At 59.3% G+C, this 22,410-nt stretch carries 18 protein-coding genes; 10 read left to right on the top strand and 8 right to left on the bottom strand.

The genetic code is table 11. The features are described from left to right. The first annotated feature begins 200 nt into the window (after positions 1 to 200). Positions 201 to 2,414: an NADP-dependent isocitrate dehydrogenase gene (locus K529_RS02160; protein ID WP_005623140.1), complete on the top strand. Its 2,214-nt coding sequence runs from the start codon at positions 201 to 203 to the stop codon at positions 2,412 to 2,414. Positions 2,415 to 2,625: 211 nt separating this feature from the next. After that, the gene (locus tag K529_RS02155) at positions 2,626 to 4,395 is read left to right on the top strand and encodes a methyl-accepting chemotaxis protein (RefSeq protein WP_005623143.1); all 1,770 of its coding nucleotides are present in this window, start codon (positions 2,626 to 2,628) and stop codon (positions 4,393 to 4,395) included. 103 nt (positions 4,396 to 4,498) lie between these two features. On the opposite strand, the gene K529_RS02150 is transcribed toward K529_RS02155, so the two are convergent. After that, the gene (locus tag K529_RS02150) at positions 4,499 to 5,278 is read right to left on the bottom strand and encodes a 23S rRNA (adenine(2030)-N(6))-methyltransferase RlmJ (RefSeq protein WP_005623144.1); all 780 of its coding nucleotides are present in this window, start codon (positions 5,276 to 5,278) and stop codon (positions 4,499 to 4,501) included. A 120-nt stretch (positions 5,279 to 5,398) separates the two neighbouring features. Here K529_RS02150 and K529_RS02145 point away from each other — a divergent pair, with 120 nt between their 5' ends. From K529_RS02145 to rodA, 6 genes are all read left to right on the top strand, one after another. Beyond that, on the top strand, positions 5,399 to 6,151 hold the full coding sequence (locus K529_RS02145) for a lysozyme family protein (RefSeq protein WP_005623147.1): 753 nt from the start codon (positions 5,399 to 5,401) through the stop codon (positions 6,149 to 6,151). 186 nt (positions 6,152 to 6,337) lie between these two features. Beyond that, positions 6,338 to 7,384, top strand: coding sequence for a rod shape-determining protein (locus K529_RS02140; RefSeq protein ID WP_005623148.1), 1,047 nt, complete (start codon positions 6,338 to 6,340; stop codon positions 7,382 to 7,384). 56 nt (positions 7,385 to 7,440) lie between these two features. Next, entirely contained in the window at positions 7,441 to 8,388 is a 948-nt protein-coding gene (gene mreC, locus K529_RS02135) for a rod shape-determining protein MreC (protein WP_005623150.1), read from the top strand. Then, a complete protein-coding gene (locus tag K529_RS02130) occupies positions 8,381 to 8,920 on the top strand; it encodes a hypothetical protein (RefSeq protein ID WP_005623153.1) in 540 nt (179 codons plus the stop codon). Before mreC ends, K529_RS02130 begins: the two co-directional genes overlap by 8 nt. Then, complete coding sequence (gene mrdA, locus K529_RS02125) at positions 8,917 to 10,863, top strand: penicillin-binding protein 2 (RefSeq protein WP_005623156.1); 1,947 nt, start codon at positions 8,917 to 8,919, stop codon at positions 10,861 to 10,863. Before K529_RS02130 ends, mrdA begins: the two co-directional genes overlap by 4 nt. Further along, a complete protein-coding gene (gene rodA / locus K529_RS02120; RefSeq protein WP_005623158.1) occupies positions 10,860 to 11,999 on the top strand; it encodes a rod shape-determining protein RodA in 1,140 nt (379 codons plus the stop codon). The genes mrdA and rodA overlap by 4 nt, the downstream gene beginning before the upstream one ends. On the opposite strand, the gene K529_RS02115 is transcribed toward rodA, so the two are convergent. Next, complete coding sequence (locus K529_RS02115) at positions 11,996 to 12,844, bottom strand: LysR family transcriptional regulator (RefSeq protein WP_005623161.1); 849 nt, start codon at positions 12,842 to 12,844, stop codon at positions 11,996 to 11,998. The genes rodA and K529_RS02115 overlap by 4 nt on opposite strands. A 99-nt stretch (positions 12,845 to 12,943) precedes the next feature. Here K529_RS02115 and K529_RS02110 point away from each other — a divergent pair, with 99 nt between their 5' ends. After that, the gene (locus K529_RS02110; protein ID WP_005623164.1) at positions 12,944 to 13,354 is read left to right on the top strand and encodes a VOC family protein; all 411 of its coding nucleotides are present in this window, start codon (positions 12,944 to 12,946) and stop codon (positions 13,352 to 13,354) included. Next, entirely contained in the window at positions 13,351 to 14,277 is a 927-nt protein-coding gene (locus tag K529_RS02105) for a 2-hydroxyacid dehydrogenase (protein WP_005623166.1), read from the top strand. Before K529_RS02110 ends, K529_RS02105 begins: the two co-directional genes overlap by 4 nt. Before the next feature lie 80 nt (positions 14,278 to 14,357). Here K529_RS02105 and K529_RS02100 read toward each other — a convergent pair whose 3' ends face one another. The 6 genes from K529_RS02100 to K529_RS02075 all read right to left on the bottom strand — a co-directional run bounded on the left by K529_RS02100 (position 14,358) and on the right by K529_RS02075 (position 22,364). Beyond that, the gene (locus K529_RS02100; RefSeq protein WP_005623168.1) at positions 14,358 to 16,373 is read right to left on the bottom strand and encodes a M3 family metallopeptidase; all 2,016 of its coding nucleotides are present in this window, start codon (positions 16,371 to 16,373) and stop codon (positions 14,358 to 14,360) included. Between the two features lie 97 nt (positions 16,374 to 16,470). After that, the gene (locus K529_RS02095; protein ID WP_005623170.1) at positions 16,471 to 17,277 is read right to left on the bottom strand and encodes an amino acid ABC transporter permease; all 807 of its coding nucleotides are present in this window, start codon (positions 17,275 to 17,277) and stop codon (positions 16,471 to 16,473) included. Between the two features lie 73 nt (positions 17,278 to 17,350). Further along, positions 17,351 to 18,142, bottom strand: a complete 792-nt coding sequence (locus tag K529_RS02090) for a transporter substrate-binding domain-containing protein (protein WP_005623172.1) — start codon at positions 18,140 to 18,142, stop codon at positions 17,351 to 17,353. A gap of 2 nt (positions 18,143 to 18,144) precedes the next feature. Continuing rightward, on the bottom strand, positions 18,145 to 19,221 hold the full coding sequence (locus tag K529_RS02085) for a HesA/MoeB/ThiF family protein (RefSeq protein ID WP_005623175.1): 1,077 nt from the start codon (positions 19,219 to 19,221) through the stop codon (positions 18,145 to 18,147). Then, entirely contained in the window at positions 19,218 to 19,709 is a 492-nt protein-coding gene (gene dut, locus K529_RS02080; RefSeq protein ID WP_005623178.1) for a dUTP diphosphatase, read from the bottom strand. Before dut ends, K529_RS02085 begins: the two co-directional genes overlap by 4 nt. A 144-nt stretch (positions 19,710 to 19,853) precedes the next feature. Further along, complete coding sequence (locus K529_RS02075; protein ID WP_005623182.1) at positions 19,854 to 22,364, bottom strand: CheR family methyltransferase; 2,511 nt, start codon at positions 22,362 to 22,364, stop codon at positions 19,854 to 19,856. Between the last annotated feature and the right edge of the window lie 46 nt (positions 22,365 to 22,410).

The following is a 22,410-nucleotide window of genomic DNA, read 5'->3' as shown; positions in this document are numbered from 1 at the left end:
GTCGCTGCGCAACAATCCCGCGAAGTCGCATGGAGACAATTGCCTTGTGCCGCCTCGTGGTCTAGGAGAGGCGTGTGAACATCATGCCTGCCCGGCGCTGGCTTTGTGCCGCTGACCGGACGGGCAATAGGTGACGCGACGAACGCGCACCGATTTGACGACGAACAACAGCTTCCGAATTCGCAGAAAGGTTGTGAAACATGGCAGAAAATTCAACGCCGGACATTTTGTATACCATTGTAGACGAAGCGCCCGAGCTGGCCTCGGCATCCTTCCTGCCGATCATCCGCAAGTTCGCGGATGCCGCCGGTGTCAGCGTCGGCACCAAGGATATTTCTCTGGCGGCCCGCATCATCGCGACCTTCCCCGAGAACCTGACCGACGACCAGCGTCAGAGCGATGATCTCGCCGCACTGGGCGAGTTGGTAAAGACCGCAGACGCCAACGTCATCAAACTGCCGAACATCTCCGCCTCCGTGCCGCAGCTGGTTGCCGCCGTCGAGGAACTGCAGGCACAGGGCTACAAGCTGCCCGACTACCCCTACGAGCCGTCCACCGACGCGGAAAAGGAAATCCGTGCCCGTTACGACAGCATCAAAGGCTCTGCCGTGAACCCGGTGCTGCGCGAAGGCAACTCTGACCGCCGCGCCGCCAAGGCCGTAAAGAACTACGCCCAGAACAACCCGCATTCCATGGGTTCTTGGGCCTCCGACAGCAAAACCAAAGTCTCGTCGATGCCAGGCAATGATTTCTATGCAAACGAGAAATCCGCCACCATCACCGCCGATCAGGCGGGCGACGCAAAGATCGAATTTGTCGCCAAGGATGGCGCGGTTACCGTGCTGAAGGACGCATGGCCGCTGACCGAAGGCACCGTGGCCGATGCGACCTTCATGTCCGTAAAGGCGCTGTCGAGCTTCCTCGAAGGCGCGATTGAAGACACCAAATCCGATGGCACCATGTTCTCGCTGCACATGAAGGCCACCATGATGAAGGTCTCCGACCCGATCATCTTTGGTTACGCGGTGAAGGCCTGGCTGAAGCCGGTGTTCGACAAATACGGCGCGGAGCTGAAGGCGCTGGGTGTCAATGCAAACTCCGGCATGGGCGACCTCCTGGAGCGCGTGAAAGGCAATGCCGAAATCACCGCAGCCATTGAGGCCGTGCGCGCCGAGCGTCCTGAAATGTACATGGTCGACAGTGACAAGGGCATCACCAACCTGCATGTACCCTCCGACGTGATCATCGACGCCTCCATGCCGGCGGTGATCCGCGCAGGCGGCAAGGGCTGGGATTCCCAAGGCAACAAGGGCGACGTGAACTGCGTCATCCCCGACAACTGCTATGCCACCGTCTACGACGAAACCATCAACTACTTCAAAGCCAATGGCGCGCTGGACGTGACCAAGGCAGGTTCCGTCGCCAACGTCGGCCTGATGGCACAAAAGGCCGAGGAATACGGCTCCCACCCGACCACGTTTGAGGCACCAGCAGACGGCGCTATTCGCATCGTTCTGGCCAACGGCGAGACCCTGCATTCGCATGACGTCGAGGCTGGCGACATCTGGCGCGCCTGCACCGTGAAGAAAGCACCGATCGAGAACTGGATTCAGCTGGCGCTGGACCGTCAGCGTCTGACCGGGTCTGAGGCGATCTTCTGGCTTGATGCCAACCGCGCCCATGACGCCGAGCTGATCAAATACGTGACGCCCGCGCTGGAAGCGGCAGGTGTTGCGGATAAGTTCCTGATCCTCGCGCCGCGCGAAGCAACCCGTCAGAGCCTTGAGACCATCACCGCAGGCAAGGACAGCATCGCCATCACCGGCAACGTGCTGCGCGACTACCTCACTGACCTGTTCCCGATTCTGGAACTGGGCACCTCGGCCAAGATGTTGTCGATCGTGAAGCTGATGAACGGTGGCGGCCTGTTTGAAACCGGCGCTGGCGGTTCTGCGCCGAAGCACGTGCAGCAACTGGTTGAGGAAAACCACCTGCGCTGGGACTCCATGGGTGAGTTCTGTGCCCTTGGGGAGAGCCTTAACTTTCTTGCCGATGTAAAAGGCAACAAGAAAGCAGGCGTGCTGGGCGCAGCAGCCGAGGTTGCAACCCAAGGCATCCTCGACAACAACAAATCGCCAGACCGCAAAGTCGGCCAGCCCGACAACCGCGACAGCCACTACTGGTTTGCCCGCTACTGGGCAGAAGCGCTTGCAGCCCAGACCGAAGACGCAGAACTGGCAGAACACTTCGCCCCCATCGCCGGTGCGCTTGCAGCCAGCGAAGATGCAATCCTGTCGGAACTGGCAGCCGCACAAGGCGCGCCTGCCGATATCGGTGGCTACTACCACCCGTCTGTTGAGAAAAAGGCTGCAGTCATGCGCCCCTCTGCAACGCTCAATGGCATCATCGGTTAAGTCGACTAAACAAACGATAAGAACTTGCAACGCCCGGCCTTGTCCGGGCGTTGTTTTTTAGGGCCAGCGCCATCTGTGACGCGCGACAGTTTTGAATTGCATTTTGTGAATACCTGCTGACCGCCTTTGTATCAGACCCCTTCTGTAAAGTCGGCGTTAGTATTTTTGGCGCAAAAAGGGAGCCAATCGAAAACACGCAAGGCCTACCACCATGCCCGCCGCATTTTACGGATTATCCTATAGGATCTACGCCCTCGTGGCGCTTGCGCTCATCGCAGCCGCAAGCCTGACCTTCTTCACCCTCAACCGCGCATCTGATGCCGCATATGACCTTCGAGCAGAAGAACTGCGTCATATCACCGACGTTGGGCGCAGCCAGATTGAGGCCTATAACAACCGCGTAGAAGCCGGTGAAATCACGCTTGAAGAGGCCAAGGCCGCCGTCAGCCAGATTCTGAATGACCTGCGGTTTGGTGACAACGGCTATATCTACGCCTTTGACAGCGACATCGTCTATTCCGTCCACCCTTTTCGTCCGCAGTGGGTTGGCGGAGAAAGTCAGCGCAATCTGAAAGACGTGCATGGCAACAAAATCTTTGAGGCGATTCTCGGGAATTTGGATGAGAACGGGCAGTCCGTCTCCACCATCTACTTTGAGAACCCCGCGACCAAAGAGGTAGAACCCAAACTGACCTATGCGCAGTATTACGAACCTTGGGATTGGTATCTGGGGACCGGCGCTTACGTGAATGACATTGAGGCTGATATTGCTCAGATGCGTATGCGTGCTTTGGTTGGATTGGGCGTTGCATTGGCGGTGCTGATCGGCGTTTCGCTTCTGATCATTCGCAGCATGCTGCCACCGCTGAATGCGCTCAAGGGGCGTATGGCGACGATGGCTGATGGCGATCTCGACTCTGATGTGCCGGGCCTCACGGACCGCAGTGAAATCGGCCAAATGGCCCATGCGGTCGCCAATTTCCGCGACGGGTTGCAGATGCAGGCCGCACTGGAAGCAGAGGCGCACATCAAGGATGAGGAACGCCAACGCGTCGTGGCCATCCTCAGCCAACGTCTGGCGAAATTCGCCCAAGGTGATCTGACCGTGCGCGTTGATGACGCCATGCCGGAAGAGTTCCGGCAGGTGGCAGAGGACTTCAACGCGACTGTGACGCAGATTTCCGATCTGATGCGCAAGCTGATGGTCGGCGTGGAGCGCATCGAGAGCGAAAGCGAAGCGCTCGACAGCTCCTCGCGAGAACTGGGCATGCGGACAGAAACGCAGGCCGCCTCGTTGGAGGAAACCTCCGCCGCCCTCACAGAGCTTTCGGCATCGGTTAAAAATTCTGCTGAGGAAAGCCGCGCCGCCTCTGAGCGCGTTCAGCAAGCCAGCGACCGCACGGAGCGTGGCGCGCAGGTGGTCCGTCGCACCATTGATGCAATGCGCGGAATTGAGGAAAGCTCAGCCAAAATCTCCAGCATCACCTCGCTCATTGACGACATCGCATTCCAGACCAGCCTTCTGGCCCTAAACGCCGGGGTCGAGGCTGCCCGCGCTGGCGAAGCGGGCCGTGGATTTGCGGTCGTCGCTGGTGAGGTCCGTGCCCTGGCCGGCAAATCATCGGATGCGGCACGTGAAATCGCGGAACTGATCACCAACGCCAGCCGCGAGGTCGAAACCGGCGTCGCTCTGGCGCGTGATTCCGGCACCGCGCTGGACGAGATCAACGAGCATATCTCGGCGATCAATGAAACCGTCAGCGCTCTTGCAGAAGCCGCCCGCGAGCAATCCACCGGCCTGTCTGAAATCACCTCCGCTGCGGACCAACTGGATCAAGTCACCCAGCAGAACGCGGCAATGTTTGAGGAAACATCGGCGGCAACCCAACGCCTGCGGGATGAAGCCAACACTCTGGCGCAAAACGCTCGCCAGTTTCAGGTGGAGAAAGACGACACAAGCGCATTGCGCCGCGCGTCGTAAACACCGCTCACAAGAGCAAACGCCGCAATCCATTAACCGCCCGCGTTCAGACGCGGGCGGTTTTCTTATATAATCAAGGGTGTTAGCTGAAATTCTCGCGCGTTCAAAGGCGTGCGAATTTCGCGTCTAGACGCGCCGCTTCCTGTGCCAACCCAAAGGGCGCGTTGACCACGAACATCCCCGACCCCACCATCCGGTGCCCTTCACGCGCAGGCGGGAACCGCACCTCATGGCGCAGCGCATCCGGCAAGCCCTGCCCTTCAAGCGTTGCAAGCATCGACTTATGGCTGCCATCGCTCAGCAGCGGATACCAAAGCGCAATAACGCCTACGTTCCACTTGCGATGCAGTTTCGCGATGATACCGGGAATGCGCGTGTAATCGGTTTTGATCTCGTAACTCGGGTCTATCAGCACCAGCCCCCGACGCGGTTCTGGCGGGGCCAGCGATTGCGCCATTTCAAACCCATCCTGCACATGGACTTTCGCGCCGCTGCCGCGCATCGCGTCCCGGAGTGCCGCAGCTTCTTGCGGGTGAAGCTCTGCCAGATGCAGCTTATCGATGGGGCGCAACAATTCTGCCGCGATCTGAGGAGACCCCGGATAGCTGGTTGCGCCATGTGCCGCCCGCACACGATCCAACGCCCGTGCGTAAGGATGATCGGGCGCAAACCAATCCCGCGCGATGTCGATACCCTGCGCCGCCTCACCGGTCTTTTGCGCCTCGGCAGACGCCAGATCATAGAGCGCCCGCCCCGCGTGGGTTTCCAGATAGCTCAATGGCTTATCCTTGCGGGTCATGTAGTCCAGCATCCACGCCAACAGCGCGTGTTTTTGAACATCGGCGAGATTACCCGCGTGATAGATATGTTGATAGGACAGCATGGTCCTCCCTTAGCTGCAATGCAGGCGTTGCGAAAGGGGCAGCGCTCACGCTCCCTAAACCAAATCTCAACCACATTGCGGCACAGTGAGAGGAGAAATTACCCGCAGAAGCAGGTCCATATGCCCCTCAGAACGAGCCTCACATCCGGCGTTTTCATTGCGCTTACGCTGATCTTTTCCAGCTGGAACAGCGCCCTTCATGCCAATTCTGCAGGGTTTTCTCTGGTTGGCGATGGCGGTTTCTTTATGCGGACCTCTGCCCCATCTGCACGCGACGTGGTGCTCAATGATGATGCGACCGGCCGCGGTGCCGTGTCGATGAATCCGGGTGCAGCCAGCCTGTTTCGAGGCCGCAGCAGCGGCAGCCTCTTTGCACGTGCGGCCGTGGCGGTGGGCATCGATGTCGCGGAAATCATGAACGTCATCGCAAGTGCTGAGGCCGGCAAGGCCGATTATGACGCCGTCCAACATGGCGCAAAAATCAAGCCCCCGGCAGACCCGACAGACATGACATTGCTGGAGATCTACACTTGGATTGACGCCACACCCGGGCAACCACATGCCATCGGGCGCTATCAGTTCATCCCCGCCACACTGCGCCGTCTTGTCAAACACCAGGGCGTCCCGCTTGGCCGCAAGTTCAACAAAGATCTGCAGGATCAACTTGCACATCAGTTGATCGAAGAGGCGGGGCTGTCTCAGTTCAAAGCCGGTGACATGACCCAGACCACATTCATGAACAACCTCGCCAAGATCTGGGCTGGGCTCCCAACCTCCAATGGGAAATCCTACTATCACAACTACGCAGGCAACCGCGCCACCGTCAGCTGGGACAGCTATAAGGCCCGCATGGATGCTATCTTTTCGAGCTAGGGCGACGCCTTGATGTGATTCCTCCACCTTTGAGGACGCAATTGGCCCGTTTCACAAGCGAAAAGACGCTAGGTGAACCCAATACTCCCTTTTACGGCAGGCCCGCCATGCTTATAAGGTCAAAGTCTGCGGCCCGACGAAAGAGTCGCGGCCCGGCAATTGCAGTACTTACAGGATCCCTTTTACATGGCGCTCTTCGGAAATCTCGGCGGTCTGTTCACCTCGGACATGGCCATTGACCTCGGTACTGCAAACACGCTGGTTTACGTCAAAGGCCGCGGCATCATCCTGTCGGAGCCCTCTGTGGTCGCGTATCACGTCAAAGATGGCGTGAAAAAGGTGCTCGCAGTCGGTGAGGACGCCAAGCTGATGCTCGGTCGGACCCCCGGCTCCATCGAGGCGATCCGCCCGATGCGCGAAGGGGTGATCGCGGACTTCGATACTGCCGAAGAAATGATCAAGCACTTTATTCGCAAGGTACATAGACGCTCCACCTTCTCCAAGCCGAAGGTCATCGTCTGCGTCCCGCATGGCGCAACCCCGGTGGAAAAACGCGCGATCCGCTCGTCAGTGCTGGCCGCCGGTGCGCGCCGCGCAGGGCTGATCGCAGAGCCGATTGCGGCAGCCATCGGCGCTGGCATGCCTATCACGGACCCAACCGGCAACATGGTTGTCGACATCGGCGGCGGCACCACAGAGGTGGCTGTTCTGTCCTTGGGCGACATCGTTTACGCGCGCTCCGTGCGCGTCGGTGGCGACCGTATGGATGAGGCGATCATCTCCTACCTGCGCCGCCAGCAGAACCTGTTGATCGGTGAGGCCACGGCCGAACGCATCAAAACCTCCATTGGCACCGCCCGCATGCCCGACGATGGCCGTGGCCAGTCGATGCAGATCCGGGGGCGTGACCTTTTGAACGGGGTGCCCAAAGAGATCGAGATTTCGCAGGCTCAGGTCGCCGAAGCTCTGGCCGAACCGGTGCAGCAAATCTGCGAGGCGGTGATGACCGCATTGGAAACCACACCGCCTGATCTGGCCGCGGACATCGTGGACCGGGGCGTCATGCTGACCGGTGGTGGTGCGCTCTTGGGTGATCTGGATCTGGCGCTGCGCGAACAAACTGGCCTTGCGGTCTCGATCGCGGATGAGAGCCTGAATTGTGTGGCACTGGGTACCGGCAAGGCGCTTGAGTACGAAAAGCAGCTGCGCCACGCGATCGACTACGACAGCTAACGCCCCGCCCTGATCGGGCATGCCCTTGGTTTTGATTGACTTCTGGAAGGAGAGCCTTGGCCAAAGACCGGTCACAGCGCGAAGATTACGCCGGTCCGCTCAAGCGATTGCTTGTCGGGATTTTGGTGCTTGTGCTGGCGGTGATTTTTCTGGTCTGGCGGATCGACAGCCCTCGCGTGGAACGGTTTCGCGCACAGGTGGTGGATGCAGTGGTGCCCAATATGCAATGGGCGATGGCACCGGTCACTGGCGCAATCAACCTCGTACGCGACTTTCAGAGCTACCAGCGTCTGTCAGAGCAAAACCGGGAATTGCGGTCTGAACTCCGCCAGATGCGCGCGTGGAAAGAGGCCGCGCTGCAGTTGGAGCAGGAAAACGCGCGCTTGCTGGATCTGAACAATGTGCGTCTTGATCCGCAGCTTACCTATGTGACGGGCGTGGTGCTCGCCGACTCAGGCTCCCCCTTTCGTCAATCGGTGCTTTTGAATGTGGGCGCGCGTGATGGCATCCAAGACGGCTGGGCCGCGATGGATGGGATCGGGCTGGTCGGTCGGATTTCTGGCACCGGGCTTGATACTGCGCGGGTGATCCTTTTGACGGACGCCGCCAGTGCCGTGCCTGCGACGCTACAGCCTTCGGGGCAATCCGCATTGGTAAGTGGCGACAACACCGCAGCACCTTTGCTGAACTTTGTTGAAAACCCTGAATTGGTGCGCCCCGGCGACCGGGTCGTGACCTCGGGCGACGGCAAAGTCTTTCCACCGGGTCTTTTGATCGGTCAGGTCGCACAAGACCGCGCCGGACGCCTGCGGGTACGTTTGTCTGCAGATTATGAGCGACTTGAGTTCCTGCGGGTGCTGCGTCATCAGGGCAGTACGCCGATCACCGATCCCGGTGCCCTGATCGCACCCGTTCCCGAAGACATGATCCCGCTGCCGCGCCCCGATGGGTTTCTTGAGGGCGCAACGCCCACCGAGACACCGGAAGAGGCTGACAATGGCTAAGACCTCTCCGGCTGCGATCTGGCTCATGCGCGCGATCTTTGCCGGGTTGGCGCTTCTGTTCATGTTCTTCCACCTGCTGCCGCTCGACACCATCCCCCGACGCTGGAGCCCGCCGGATTTCCTGCTGGCGATGGCGCTGGCATGGTCATCGCGGCGGCCAGATTTTGTGCCGCCGCTCCTGATCGCGATGGTGATGCTGCTGGCCGATCTTTTGTTCCAGCGCCCACCCGGACTCTGGGCGCTCTTGGTGCTGTTGGCCTGCGAATTCCTGAAATCGCGCTTGTCGACGCATCGCGAAACGCCATTCTTGGGTGAGTGGGTCGCGGTCAGCATCGTCATGATTGCCATCGCTTTGCTCAACCGGATGATCCTTGGCATTCTGGCCGTGGATCAGGCGCATATTGCGCTGATTCTGGTGCAGGTCATCATGACCATTGCCGCTTATCCGCTTGTGGTTCTGATAAGCCAGAGCCTGTTTGGAGTGCGTCGTCTGTCGGCGGCGGATGCAGAAACCCTTGGAGCGCGCCTGTGAAACGCAATCAGAAAGATCAGGACCACAGCCACCGCATGCTGACCCGGCGCACCTTGGTGCTGGGTGGTTTACAGCTTGGGTTTACCGGTGCCTTGGCGATGCGGATGCGGTTCTTGCAAGTCGATCAGGCCGACCAGTTCCGACTTCTTGCAGAAGAGAACCGCATCAACATCCGCCTGCTCGCGCCCAGCCGTGGCGAGATCTATGATCGCAATGGCAATATCATCGCGCAAAACTCGCCCTCATACCGGATTGTGTTGGTCCCCGAAGACGCAGGTGATGTGGAGCAGGTGATTGCCAATCTGACCCGTCTGCTGCCGCTTGATGAAGAAGATCTGGAGCGCGCGCGCACGGAAATGCGCCGCTCGCGACCATTCCTGCCGATCACGCTGGCGGACCAGATTTCGTGGGACGATATCTCTAAGGTTGCGGTGAACGCCCCTGCCCTGCCCGGCATCACGCCAGAAGTCGGCCTGTCGCGTGTCTACCCGCAAGGCTCTGATTTTGCGCATGTTGTGGGTTATGTCGGCCCGGTCTCGGACTATGATCTGTCAAAGATGGAAAACCCAGACCCCGTCCTGCTGACCCCGCGTTTTCAATTCGGCAAAGTGGGTTTTGAATCCAAACAAGAGGAAACCCTGCGTGGCAAAGCAGGCATCAAACGGGTCGAGGTCAATGCCGCAGGCCGCGTGATGCGCGAACTCGACCGGCGCGAAGGCGAAGCAGGCGCAGATATGCAGCTCACGCTGGATGCAGATCTGCAAAGCTATGTGCAGGCCCGTCTTGGCACCGAAAGCGCGGCCGCCGTGATCATAGACGTGGAAAATGGTGATCTGCGTGCGATCTGTTCGAGCCCCAGTTTTGATCCTAACCTGTTTGTGCGCGGAATATCAGTTGCCGATTACCGCGCGCTCACCGAAGACCCCTATCGCCCGTTGGCCAACAAAACGGTTCAAGGCACCTACCCGCCCGGATCGACCTTTAAAATGGTCACCGCCCTTGCGGGTTTGGAAGCTGGCGTCATCACGCCTGAGGAAACAACCTGGTGCCCCGGCTATCTAGAGGTTTCCGGTCGGCGGTTCCACTGCTGGAAACGTGCGGGACATGGGCATGTTAACCTGTTGGACTCGCTCAAAAGTTCCTGTGACGTCTATTACTACGACCTTGCCATCAAGGTCGGCATCGATCGGATTTCAGAGATGGCAAACCGGCTTGGTCTCGGCATCCGCCATGATATCCCGATGTCTGCGGTGGCCGCAGGTCTGGCCCCGAATCGCGAATGGAAATCGCGCACCTACGGTCAGGACTGGCTGGTGGGCGACACCGTGAATGCCTCCATCGGTCAGGGCTATATGCTGGCCTCTCCCATGCAGTTGGCGGTGATGACAGCGCGCCTTGCATCGGGCCGCGAGGTCTCTCCGAGATTGGTCAAATCCATCAATGGGGTAGAGCAACCCTCCGGCGCAGGTGAGCCGATCGGGCTCAATGAAAACCATCTCAACCATGTGCGCAAATCCATGTATGCGGTCAGCAACGACCGACGCGGCACGGGCTACCGCTCGCGCATTATCGGGGACGGAATGCGCATGGCCGGGAAGTCCGGCACCAGTCAGGTGAGGAACATCACCGCCGCGGAACGCGCATCGGGGGTTATCCGAAATCAGGATTTGCCATGGGAGCGCCGCGACCACGCGCTGTATGTGTGTTACGCCCCTTATGACAAACCGAAATACGCAGTCGCCGTCGTGGTTGAACATGGCGGTGGCGGCTCTTCTGTTGCGGCCCCTGTTGCGCGCGATGTGCTGTTGCAGGCGCTTTATGGTGGCACCCCGCCGCTGGAGGCATATCCGGCTGGTGACCGGCGCAAGATCGAAGCACAACAAGAGCGTCTTGAACGCGAGATGCGCCAGCGCACCGAGAGCGGCGGGAGTGATCGGGCATGAGCTATCTTGAGTATCACGCAAAATCGACCCCAACCGGGCTGCGCAAGATCCTCTTTCTGAACTGGCCGCTAGTCCTGTTGCTGTCTGCGGCTGCAGGTGTTGGCTTCTTGATGCTGTATTCTGTGGCGGGTGGTTCTTTCACGCCATGGGTCGAACCGCAGGCCAAGCGTTTTCTGCTCGGGCTGGGCGTCATGCTGGTGGTGGCAATGGTGCCAATCTGGTTTTGGCGCAATATCTCGGTGGTGGCCTATCTTTTGGCCTTGGTGCTGTTGGTAGCAGTGGAGTTCTTCGGCTCTGTCGGCATGGGCGCGCAACGCTGGGTCGACATTGGGCCCATTCGTCTACAGCCTTCAGAGTTGATGAAAATCACCCTCGTGATGGTGCTTGCAGCCTATTACGACTGGCTTCCGGCAAATCGCACATCGCGGCCCCTGTTTGTGTTGCTGCCACTGTTTTTGATCCTCGCACCGACTTTTCTGGTCCTCAAGCAACCCGATCTTGGCACCTCCATTCTCTTGCTGGCGGCAGGGGGCGGCGTGATGTTTCTGGCAGGTGTGCACTGGGCCTATTTTGCAGCGGTGTTTGCCGCAGCAGGGGGGCTTGTGGCGGCCGTATTTCAAAGCCGAGGCACCGATTGGCAACTGCTAAAGGACTATCAGTATCGCCGGATCGACACCTTCCTTGATCCATCCCAAGACCCTCTGGGTGCGGGGTATCACATCACCCAATCCAAAATTGCCCTAGGGTCCGGCGGCTGGTCAGGGCGCGGTTTCATGCAAGGCACCCAATCGCGGCTGAACTTTCTGCCGGAAAAGCAGACCGATTTTATCTTCACCACGCTCGCCGAGGAATTCGGGTTTGTTGGCGGTGTGATGCTGCTGTCGATCTATGTGATGATCATTGTCTTTTGTGTCTCCACCGCGATCTCGGCCAAGGACCGTTTTTCGTCGCTGGTCACACTTGGGATCGCGCTGAATTTCTTTTTGTTCTTTGCAGTCAATATGTCGATGGTTATGGGGCTTGCACCCGTTGTGGGCGTACCGTTGCCACTGGTCTCTTATGGCGGGTCGGCGATGCTGGTGCTTTTGGCAGCCTTCGGCATCGTGCAGAGCGCCAACGTCCACCGCCCGCGCTAACGATCAAGACGCCCACCTCCGATCCCGTCCCGCACAAGGGCGAGCAAGGGGCTGTCCAAATCCCGCAAGCGATGCACCAAACCTATGGTGCGATGCACATCTGGCCATGGTGCGAACTGCGCCTTGGGCGCGTGCCGCGACAGACCGCGCCATCTTGGCAGCACCGCCTGGCCCACCCCGTCCTCCACCATCTGGGCAATGGTCTCCAATGCATCCATCTCAACCAGAACCGCAGGATCATGAACACGCGCGTTTAGCGCGGACCAACACACCGCCCCTCCCCACGCATCGCGTGAATAGACCAGATAGGGCAGTTTGTCTGAGGGTCCCTGCACGGGGCTGAGCAAGCCAATCGGCTCATTAAGAAGTGGCTGAAACCGCAATGATTTCGGTAACGCCATAGGCGGCTCCACCACCACAGCCACGTCGATTTCTTCCGCTTCCAACAGCGCAAGCAATCCAGACGAAGTCCCCGGAACCAAACGCAGATCCACCTCAGGGGCAGTGGTACGCAGATGCCGCAGCAGAGGTGCGGCCCAATCTCCCAATGCGGTAGAAATCGCCCCGACGCGCACGGTGCCTGCCATCCCATGCCCTCGTAGATCAGCACGCAGATCTCCTTCCAACCGTATGAATTCCCGCAGTCGCGGCAACAAACGGCTGCAGGCATGGGTAGGCCGCACCATGCGCCCCTCACGCCGCAGCAGCGCAACCCCGAGATCACCTTCCAACGCAGCAACCCGTTGCGACAGCGCTGAGGCCGTCACGCCAGCACGTCGCGCCGCAGCGGCAATGGAACCTTCGTCGACGATGGCCAACAGGCTGGCAACAAATCGCGTGTCCACAGTTTTCCTTACGATTGAACCTTCAAAAACAAGCTAGCATGTTAAGCTCTCGAAGCGCTATGCAGAACTCAAATGCAATGCAACCGCAGGAGACGCCGAATGAGCATCTTTCACCTCGCCTATCACGTCGACGATCTGGACGCCGCGCGCAGCTTCTATGCAGAGACACTGGGCTGCCGCGCCGGACGCAGCACCGACAGCTGGATCGATTTCGATTTCTTCGGCCACCAGATATCGCTCCACAAGGGCACACCCTTTGAAACCGCCAAAACCGGCCGGGTTGGCGAACACCTCGTGCCGATGCCGCATCTCGGGGTGATCCTCCCTCAGGATCAGTGGGAACGCCTCGCCGAACGTCTGCACGAGGCTGGCGTGGAGTTTGAGATCCCCCCGACCACCCGATTTAAGGGCGAGCCGGGCGAGCAAAGCACGATGTTCTTCTATGATCCTGCCGGTAACCCCATCGAAGTCAAAGGTTTTGCAGATATGGACGGGGTCTTCGCCACATGATCAACGCGCTGTTTGCCGCCCGTCCCGAACGCTGGGAGACCTATGAGGCCCCGCTCAAAGCCGCATTTATCGCCAATGGGCTGAAGGTCGATCTGCGTCAGGATTTTGCACCCGAAGACGTCGACTACATCGTCTATGCACCTAATTCGGGCGTGCAGGATTTTCGCCCCTACACGCGCTGCAAAGCGGTTTTGAACCTCTGGGCAGGGGTTGAGAAGATCACCGGCAATGAAACTCTGACCCAGCCCCTGTGTCGGATGGTTGATCCGGGCCTCACCCAATCCATGGTCGAATGGGTCACCGGCCACGTGCTGCGCTACCATCTGGAAATCGACCGGTCCGTCGCATTGCAAGACCGCTGGCAGCCCTATGTGCCACCATTGGCAGAGGAACGCCCGGTGACCATCCTCGGCCTCGGCGCGTTGGGTCACGCCTGCGCCAAAGCGCTGACTCAGCTGGGCTTTCCGGTATCGGGATGGTCGCGCACCGCCAAGGATCTGCCGGATGTGACCTGCCACCACGGCTCCGGTGGTCTCAAGCCCGCGCTCGCAAACGCGCAGATCGTGGTGCTGCTGTTGCCAGACACCCCGCAGACAGAAAACATCCTGAACGCACAGAGCCTCGAGTATCTCCCCCAAGGCGCGCGCCTGATCAATCCGGGGCGTGGGCCGCTGATCGATGACACGGCTCTGCTGGCTGCGCTGGACAGCGGTCAGATCGACCACGCAACGCTGGATGTCTTCCGGGTGGAGCCCCTGCCCCACGACCATCCCTACTGGGCACATCCGCGCGTCACGGTCACACCGCATATTGCCGCCGAAACCCGGCCCCTCACCGCATCGCGCGTGATTGCAGAAAACATCCGTCGCGGCGAGGCAGGCGAGGACTTTGTGCATGTGGTAGATCGCGAGCGCGGCTACTAATAAAGAAGGGCGCCGCATCGCGCCCCTCTTCATCTTTTCCAAAATACCTCCGCCGGAGGCCGCGTCCCCGCAGGGGGCGCTTACGTCGCTGCCAGCCCGCGCCCTTTCAAAAGCGCCTCAACACCGGGCAACCGTCCCCGGAACGCCGTATAAAGATCCGCCGCATCCTCAGACCCACCCTTGGAGAGGATATGCGCCTCCAGCGCCTTGGCACGTTCGGGGTCAAATGCGCCCCCTGCCTCCTCAAAGGAGGCAAAGGCATCCGCGTCCATCACCTCTGACCACATGTAGCTGTAATAGCCCGAGGAATAGCCATCGCCCGAAAACACATGCGCAAACTGCGGCGTTGCATGGCGCATGACAATGGCTGAGGGCATGCCGATCTCGGCCAGAACTTCGGCCTGTTTTTCCATCGGATCAGCGGGGGCGGCACCATCGTGGAATTCCAGATCCACCAGTGCCGAAGCGACATATTCCACGGTCTGAAAGCCCATGTTGAAGGTCGCCGCCCCCAACACCTTATCGAGCATTGCTTTTGGCATCGGCTCGCCAGTTTCGGCATGGGTGGCAAATTCTTGCAGCACCTCGGGCACTTCGAGCCAATGCTCATAAAGCTGGCTCGGCAGTTCCACAAAATCACGCGCCACGGAGGTGCCGGAGACACTCTCGTAGGTCACATCCGACAGCATCTGGTGCAGCGCGTGGCCGAACTCGTGAAACAGCGTGCGCGCATCGTCATAGGACAACAGCGCCGGGTCCCCTTTGGCAAAATTGCAGACATTGACCACGATGGGCGTCTGCGCCTCGGGGAACCTCGCCTGCGCCCGCATCGTCGAACACCATGCACCCGAGCGTTTGGAGCCACGGGCAAAATAATCACCGATGAACACCGCCAGATGCTTGCCGTTCCGGCTCACCTCCCACGCGCGGCAATCCTTGTGATAAAGCGGCACATCAAGCGGTGCGAACTCCAGCCCAAACAGACGATTGGCACAGGCAAAGGCCGCCTCGATCATCCGGTCAAGCTGCAAGTAGGGCTTCAGCTCTGCCTCATCGAGGTCATGTTCAATCTTGCGGCGTTTCTCTGCGTAATAGTGCCAGTCCCACGGCTCCAGATCGCCGTTGATGCCATCCTTATGCATCATCCGCGTCAGCACCTCGGCGTCCTTGTCGGCCTGCGCCTTGGCCGGCCCCCAGACATCCATCAAGAGGCCGCGCACGGCCTCTGGCGTCTTGGCCATTTCGGTTTCCAGCTTGTAGGCGGCGAAATTCTCATAGCCCAGCAGCTTGGCGCGCTCTTCGCGCAGAGTCAGGATTTCAGCGGCAATTGCGCGGTTGTCGTGGTCACCGCCATTCGCGCCACGCGCCGCCCAGGCGCGGAATGCTTTTTCGCGCAGATCCCGTCGGGGCGAAAATTGCAGGAAGGGCGTCACGATCGAACGCGCGAGCGTAATCACCGGACCGGACGCGCCTTTTTCCTCGCCCGCCGTGCGCGCGGCTTTGACCACAAATTCGGGCAGGCCTTCGAGATCGGTCTCCGAGAGCTCCATGAACCACGCCCGCTCATCCGCAAGGAGGTTTTGGGTGAAATTGGTCCCAAGCGTTGCCAGGCGCGATTTGATCTCCTGCATGCGCGTATCTTCCGCACCCTGAAGCGCCGCGCCGCCACGCACAAACCCACGATGGGTGAGCATCAGCACACGGGCCTGCTCGTCCGTCAGATCAAGATCATCACGCTGCTCCCAGACCGCCTGCACTCGGGCATAGAGCGCCTTATTGGCGGTGATTGCAGAAAAATGCGCGGCCAACTTGGGCGAAAACTTCCGCTGCAGTGCCTCACGCGCCGGGTTGCTGTCCGCCCCGGCGACCGAGAAGAACACCGACAACACCTGCTCAAGCGGCTGACAGGGGGTCTCCAGCGCCTCCACCACATTGGCAAATGTAGGCGGCTCGGGATTGGTGGCGATGGCCTCGATCTGCGCCTGATGGGCAGCAAGGGCCTGATTGAGCGCGGGGGAAAAATCATCGTCAGAAATCTGATCGAAGGGCGCAATCCCAAAGGGTGTTTGCCAGTCGCGCAGCAGCGGATTTGTCATGTGAGGTCTCCTTTGGGTCGACGCTAGCGCCTTCCCCTCCGACCTGCAATCTGTCTGCAGCACTTCGGTTTTTACGCCTGCAATACGGCCTGCCCCGCTATCGCTGATCCTGCTTGTTGCGCAGATGGCGTTCCAGTGCGCGCAGGCCCAACGACAGGGAAATGGTCATCGCCAAATAAATCAGTGCCACCATGTTGTAGGTCTCGAAATAGCGGAAATTGCTGGCCGCCGTGACCTTGCCAAGCTGGGTGATGTCGAGAACACCAAGCACGGACACCAGCGAGGAATCCTTGACCAGCGCCACAAAATCATTGCCAAGCGGCGGCAGGATCGTGCGGATCGCCTGCGGAAATACAATGAACCGGAACCGCTGCCAGCAGTTGAGACCCAGCGCCTGCGCCGCCTCGACCTGACCTTCGGGTACCGATTGCAGGCCTGCGCGAAACACCTCGGCGATAAAGGCGGAATAGGCGATCATCAGCGCCACAATGGCGCGCCACAACAGCGGGAAGTTTCGCGTGCGGATGTCCTCCAATCCGATGAAACTGCCCAGCCAGTTGCGCAGATCCACCAGGGCCGGTGCCAGCACAAAGGCCACATAAAGCAACAGCACGATGATCGGCACGCCGCGCACCACTTCGACGTAGAACCGGCAGGTCTGACGCAGTACAAGCCAGCGCGAATCCGCGCCTAGCGCCAGCGCCATGCCCAGAACTGAGGCCGAAAAGAAGCTCACAACCGTCACAAAGACGGTGATCCCCACCCCACGCCAGAGCGTGTTCATGATCTGGGCGTAGACATCGCTGCGCGCAACCTCAATGCCCAGATAGACTGCCGTGAGCCCGACGGCCACCAGCCACCACGGGAAATCTTCTTTGTCTTCGCGCTTGTGGCGATTGGTCATGTGCTTGCCCTGTCACGACAAACCCCGGCCTACTGTCTGGCCGGGGCGGTATAAAATTCAAAAAGAGAGGCTCTTATTGGCCCATCTTATAGTCGAGGAACCATTTCTTATTGAGCGCATCAAGCGTGCCGTCCGCTTTCATTTCCGCCAGCGCCGCATTCACCGGTTCGACCAGATCGCTGCCTTTGGGAAAAATAAAGCCGAAATCTTCGGTGCCGAGCGGTTCACCCACGATTTTGAACGCCCCATCAGAGGCGGCGACCACCCCGGCAGCAGCAGTGCTGTCCGAGAGCGCCAGATCAACATCACCAGCGCGCAAGGCCTGCAGCGATGCGCCAAAGGTTTCAAAGAGTTTGATGCGCGGATTGGCCTCATCACCATCCAACACATCATAGACAGTCACATAAAAGGGCGTGGTGCCGGGCTGGGCCGCGGCCAGCAGGTCCTCGTCGGCTGCAAAACCCGCAGCATCGGCGAACCGGTCCTCATCGCCTGCCACGATCATGCGCATCTGCGAGGTCAGGTAACTGTCGGAAAAATCCACCTTTTCCTTACGGTCGTCGCGAATGGTGATGCCATTCATGGCGATGTCGTATTGGCTCGCGGTGATCGCCGGGATCATCGCATCCCAGCTGGTGTTTTCATAGACCACGGTCATGTTCAGCCGCTCAGCGATCTCGGCGACGGCGTCATATTCCCAGCCGATGGCCTCACCGCTGTTTGGGTCAATGAACTGCAACGGCGGATAGGTGTTTTCGGTCGCGAATACGACCTCGCGCCCCTCAAGATCCGGCAGATCGGCGGCAAAAGCGCCAGTGGCAAAGATCGCCGTCGCAAGGGCGCTCAGGGCAAGGGTGCGGGTCATAATCAGTTTTCTCCTGTCGGGGCCGGGTTGCCATTATGGGGTCCACAAATGGGACAATCGGCACGCGCTTTCAGCGCTATCCGGCGGGTTTCACCATAGAGACCATCGTAGATCAACATCTGTGAGCGCAAGACCTCTCCGGCGCCAGTGATCTGTTTCACGGCCTCTACAGCCATCATTGCGCCCAATACGCCGGGCAAAGGTCCAATCACGCCTGCTTCGGCACAGCTCGGTGCGAGACCTTCGGCGGGGCTTTCTGGGAAGATACATTGATAGCAAGGGCCACCTATGACGGGATCAAAGACGGAAATCTGACCCTCCCATTGCGACAGCGCGCCCGAAATCAGCGGTTTTTTCTGAGCAACCGCCGTGCGGTTGGCGAGATATCTGGTGGCGAAATTGTCTGTCCCGTCGAGGATCAGATCATAGTCGGCAAAAAGTTCCGCCGCCAGTTCATCGCTGAGGCGGCGATGATAGGGACGCACCTCAACAAAGGGGTTCTGCGCCTCCATCGCAGCCTGCGCGGAAAAGACCTTTGGCATACCGATGTCTTGATCGCGATGAATAATCTGTCGCTGCAGATTGGCGTTTTCCACCACATCGTCGTCGATCACCCCGATGGTGCCAACACCTGCTGCTGCGAGATACTGAAGCGCCGGTGCGCCCAGCCCCCCGGCCCCGATCACCAGAACCTTTGCATCCTTCAGACGTTTTTGCCCCAGACCGCCCACTTCGCGCAGCACAATATGGCGCGCATAACGGTCCAGTTCTACATCACGAAAAGGAGCCTCGGTTTTTTGCGTCTCCGGGGTGTTGTCATTGGCCTCGACACGTTGGCGCAGGCGCTTCAACACCGCAGTATAAAGCGCGACGATGACACCAACGCCACCCAAGATCAGCCACAGACTGGCAGAACCGCCGGTCGCTTCACGCAGCGGACTGCCCTCAGGCAAGGTGAGCTGAATAAGCAAGACCGCCGCATAAAGCAGCCCCAGCAGCGCCATGCGCATTGGGCGGGAGAAACCGACCAGACGACCGCCCCACCAGATCAGCCCAGCAAGCCCGAGGACCAGAATCATACCGGCTTGGCTCCGGCACCGGTGGAACCAAAGCCCCCGGCCCCACGCTCGGTGCTGTCAGAGAAGTCCTCAACCTCATTCAAGGTTGCACGCAGCACTGGCACAAACATCAGCTGCGCGATGCGTTCGCCCGGCTCAATACGGATGGCATCGGTGCCCGGCGGGTTCCGGTTCCATGCGCTGATAAACACTTGTCCGGTGTAGTCAGCGTCAATCAACCCGACGTTATTGCCCATCACCAGACCCTTTTTATGACCAAGACCCGAACGCGGCATCACAAGGGCTGCGCAGGCATTGTCGCCCATGTAAAACGCAAGCCCAGACGGAATGAGGACAGCGGGCGCTTGTGCTGCGATCTCCATTGGGGCGTCGATACAGGCAAAGAGATCAATCGCCGCAGAGCCTTGGGTCTGATAGCTGGGCATTCCCCAGTCCCGAATACGCGGGTCGATGATTTTCACTTCTACCGCAAAGGGCGCTGCAGTCATGGGGCTATCCTTCTTACGCTTGCGTCATATGGGCCTGTCTCACCCACCTGTGCGCAGCGTTTATGCCCCGGAACGGCAGGCAATTGCCACATGGTTCTTGAAGCTGCCGCACATCCTCGCACGCGACAGCTTTCACGCGCGTCCTCAGACGATGGTAACGGCCACACCAATCAGCTCTCGGCCGTCCTTTTGGCGGAACGGCGTAAAGGTCATCTCGTGGTTTTCCCCACCAAATTCAGCGTTTTCGACCAGCGGTGCGCTGGAGCGAAACACCTGCGAAATCCGCGATGTCAGATCTGGCAGCCCTTCCACCGGCGCACATTGGCTGATGTGAATGCCGGATTTTGGCAACGAATCCAGTTCGAACATGGTCATGGCCTGCCGCGATGCATGCCGAACCTGCAACGCCTGATCCACCACGAGCATGACAAATGGATTGGCGCGCAACACGGCGGTCAATTCCGCGCTCACATGCTGGATTTCGGTCGAGTTGACCTGAATTTCCTCGTTGACGGTGATCAGTTCCTCGTTGGTGGACTGCAATTCCTCATTCGAGGTCTCAAGCTCCTCGTTGGTGGATTGCAATTCCTCATTCGCAGCCTGCATCTCCTCGTTGACGGACTGCAGTTCCTCATTTGCGGTCTGCAACTCTTCGATGGTTTGCTGCAACGCTTCGCGGGTCGAAATCACCTCATCCTCGATCTGACGGATGTAGCGATCCTGCTCTTGCGGGTCGAGATGTTCGGGGCTTGCGGTTTGCTCTTCCTTGATCCGGGTCTCCACCGCGATCAGCACGACGCTGGCCCCATCGCCGTCACCATCACTGGGCGCGGCAATCGGGTAGCAGGTCAGGCGCACCTGTTCATGATCGGACCGGGGCAATGGATGCCATTGCCCACTGCGCACACCACTAGACCGCAGCGCGACGTTGATGAGGCTAGAGGCCTCGCTGCGCAGGGACGGAATCAGGATCTTCAGATCGACTTGCAGCCCCGAGCTTTCCGTAAGCGCCGTCACATAAGAAATATCGCCAATAATCCGCAGGATCGCCCCCGTCGAACTCGCAAGGAACCCGTTGGGTGCAAGCACCCGGATCAGGCTATCAAACTGGCGGGTCGAGCCATGATGACGGTTCTTATCCGCCAAGTAACGAACCGAGGTCTGCTCTTGCGCAGGGCGCGGAGAAGTCTCTTCCAGAAAAGACTGCAACGCCGGTTTGCGCGTCATTGCACGCTTGCGGTAAATCCGGTCGGAGGGGGTGGTGGGTTCAAAGATGTTTTCCATCGACCCCACGGTCTCGGCCGCGCCCAAAAACAGCAATCCACCTGGAACCAGAGCATATCCAACCCGCGCCAGTACCTTATCCTGAAGGGGGCCATTGAAATAGATCAACAGGTTGCGCAGGCTGATGCAGTCAAGATTGGTGAACGGCGGATCCTGAATGACATTGTGGCGTGAAAACAGAACAAATGCCCGCAGCGCCTTTTTGACCTCAATGGTTTCAGTGCGCTCAACAAAGTAGCGATCCACCAGTTCGTCCGGGATGTCGCTGACTGCAGAGATCGGATATTCCCCCCGCCGCGCCACATCCAATGCCTGCTGGTCGATATCGGTGGCAAACACCTGCAGGCGGCGTTGCGCCACTTTTTCCAGCCCCCCCATCGCCTCCAAAAAGAGGATCGCAACCGAATAGGCCTCTTCACCGGTGGCACAGCCCGATACCCAGACACGCACGGTGCGCTGGTCAGAGGCATCCATTTTCGAGACCATAGCCTCGATATTGGACTTGAGCGCCTCAAACTGCTGCGGATCGCGAAAGAACCGCGTCACCGAAATCATCAGATCTTTGTAGAGCGCATCGACCTCTGCCAGATCACGGCGGCAGAAATCCACATAGGCGTTATATTCGGAAAACCCCAATGCAAGCATGCGCCGCGCGATGCGGCGATTGATGGTGGAGGCTTTATATTCCCGAAAATCCACCCCGGTGCGCGCCGTCAGGATCTGAAACAGATCAGAGAGCTTGTGCGGTTTGTAGTGCAATTCCTGCAGTTCGGTAAAATCACGCGGACGCGAGAGAATCTTGCCCAGATGTTCGCCAATTTCGCTCGGCAAGAGCGTGAGATCGACGCATCCGGTTTGCAGGGCCGACGACGGCATGCCGGAATATTTGGAACTGTCTGGATCCTGCGCAATGGTGATCCCGCCCACCTCACGAATGGCACGCACCCCGTAGCTGCCATCGCTGCCAGTGCCCGACAAAATAATAGCGGCACAGTTCTCGCCGTATTCCTCCGCCATGGTTTTAAACAGACGGTCGGCCAGCGGTTTGGGACGTCCACGCTGGCCATCCGGTTCCCGCAATCCCAGCTTGCCCCCTTTGGCGATCACCACATCCTGACCGGGCATCACCACATAGATGGTATTCACCTCCGGCCAGATGTCCTCTTCGGCGGTCAGTTCCTTCACCGGCAGCCGGGTTTCGCGCGCGATCAATGCGCTCAGCATGCTTTTATGTGTCGGGGACATGTGCTGGGCAATGACATAAGAGGCCGAATTCTGCTCCCCCAACTCCTGCACCAGCTCTGAAAGAGCCTCCAAGCCGCCAGCCGAGGCGGCAATGCCGACCATAAAGGGAATAGTGTGATCGCTCATTTGCGGGTCCTCATGGACGAAACCTTGTTTTCTGGCCTGTCGTGCG

The organism is Tritonibacter mobilis F1926 (assembly GCF_000376545.2).
Classification (GTDB): Bacteria; Pseudomonadota; Alphaproteobacteria; order Rhodobacterales; family Rhodobacteraceae; genus Epibacterium; species Epibacterium mobile.
Note: the sequence above shows the minus strand (reverse complement) of the source record. Positions and strands in the feature narration are given on the sequence as shown.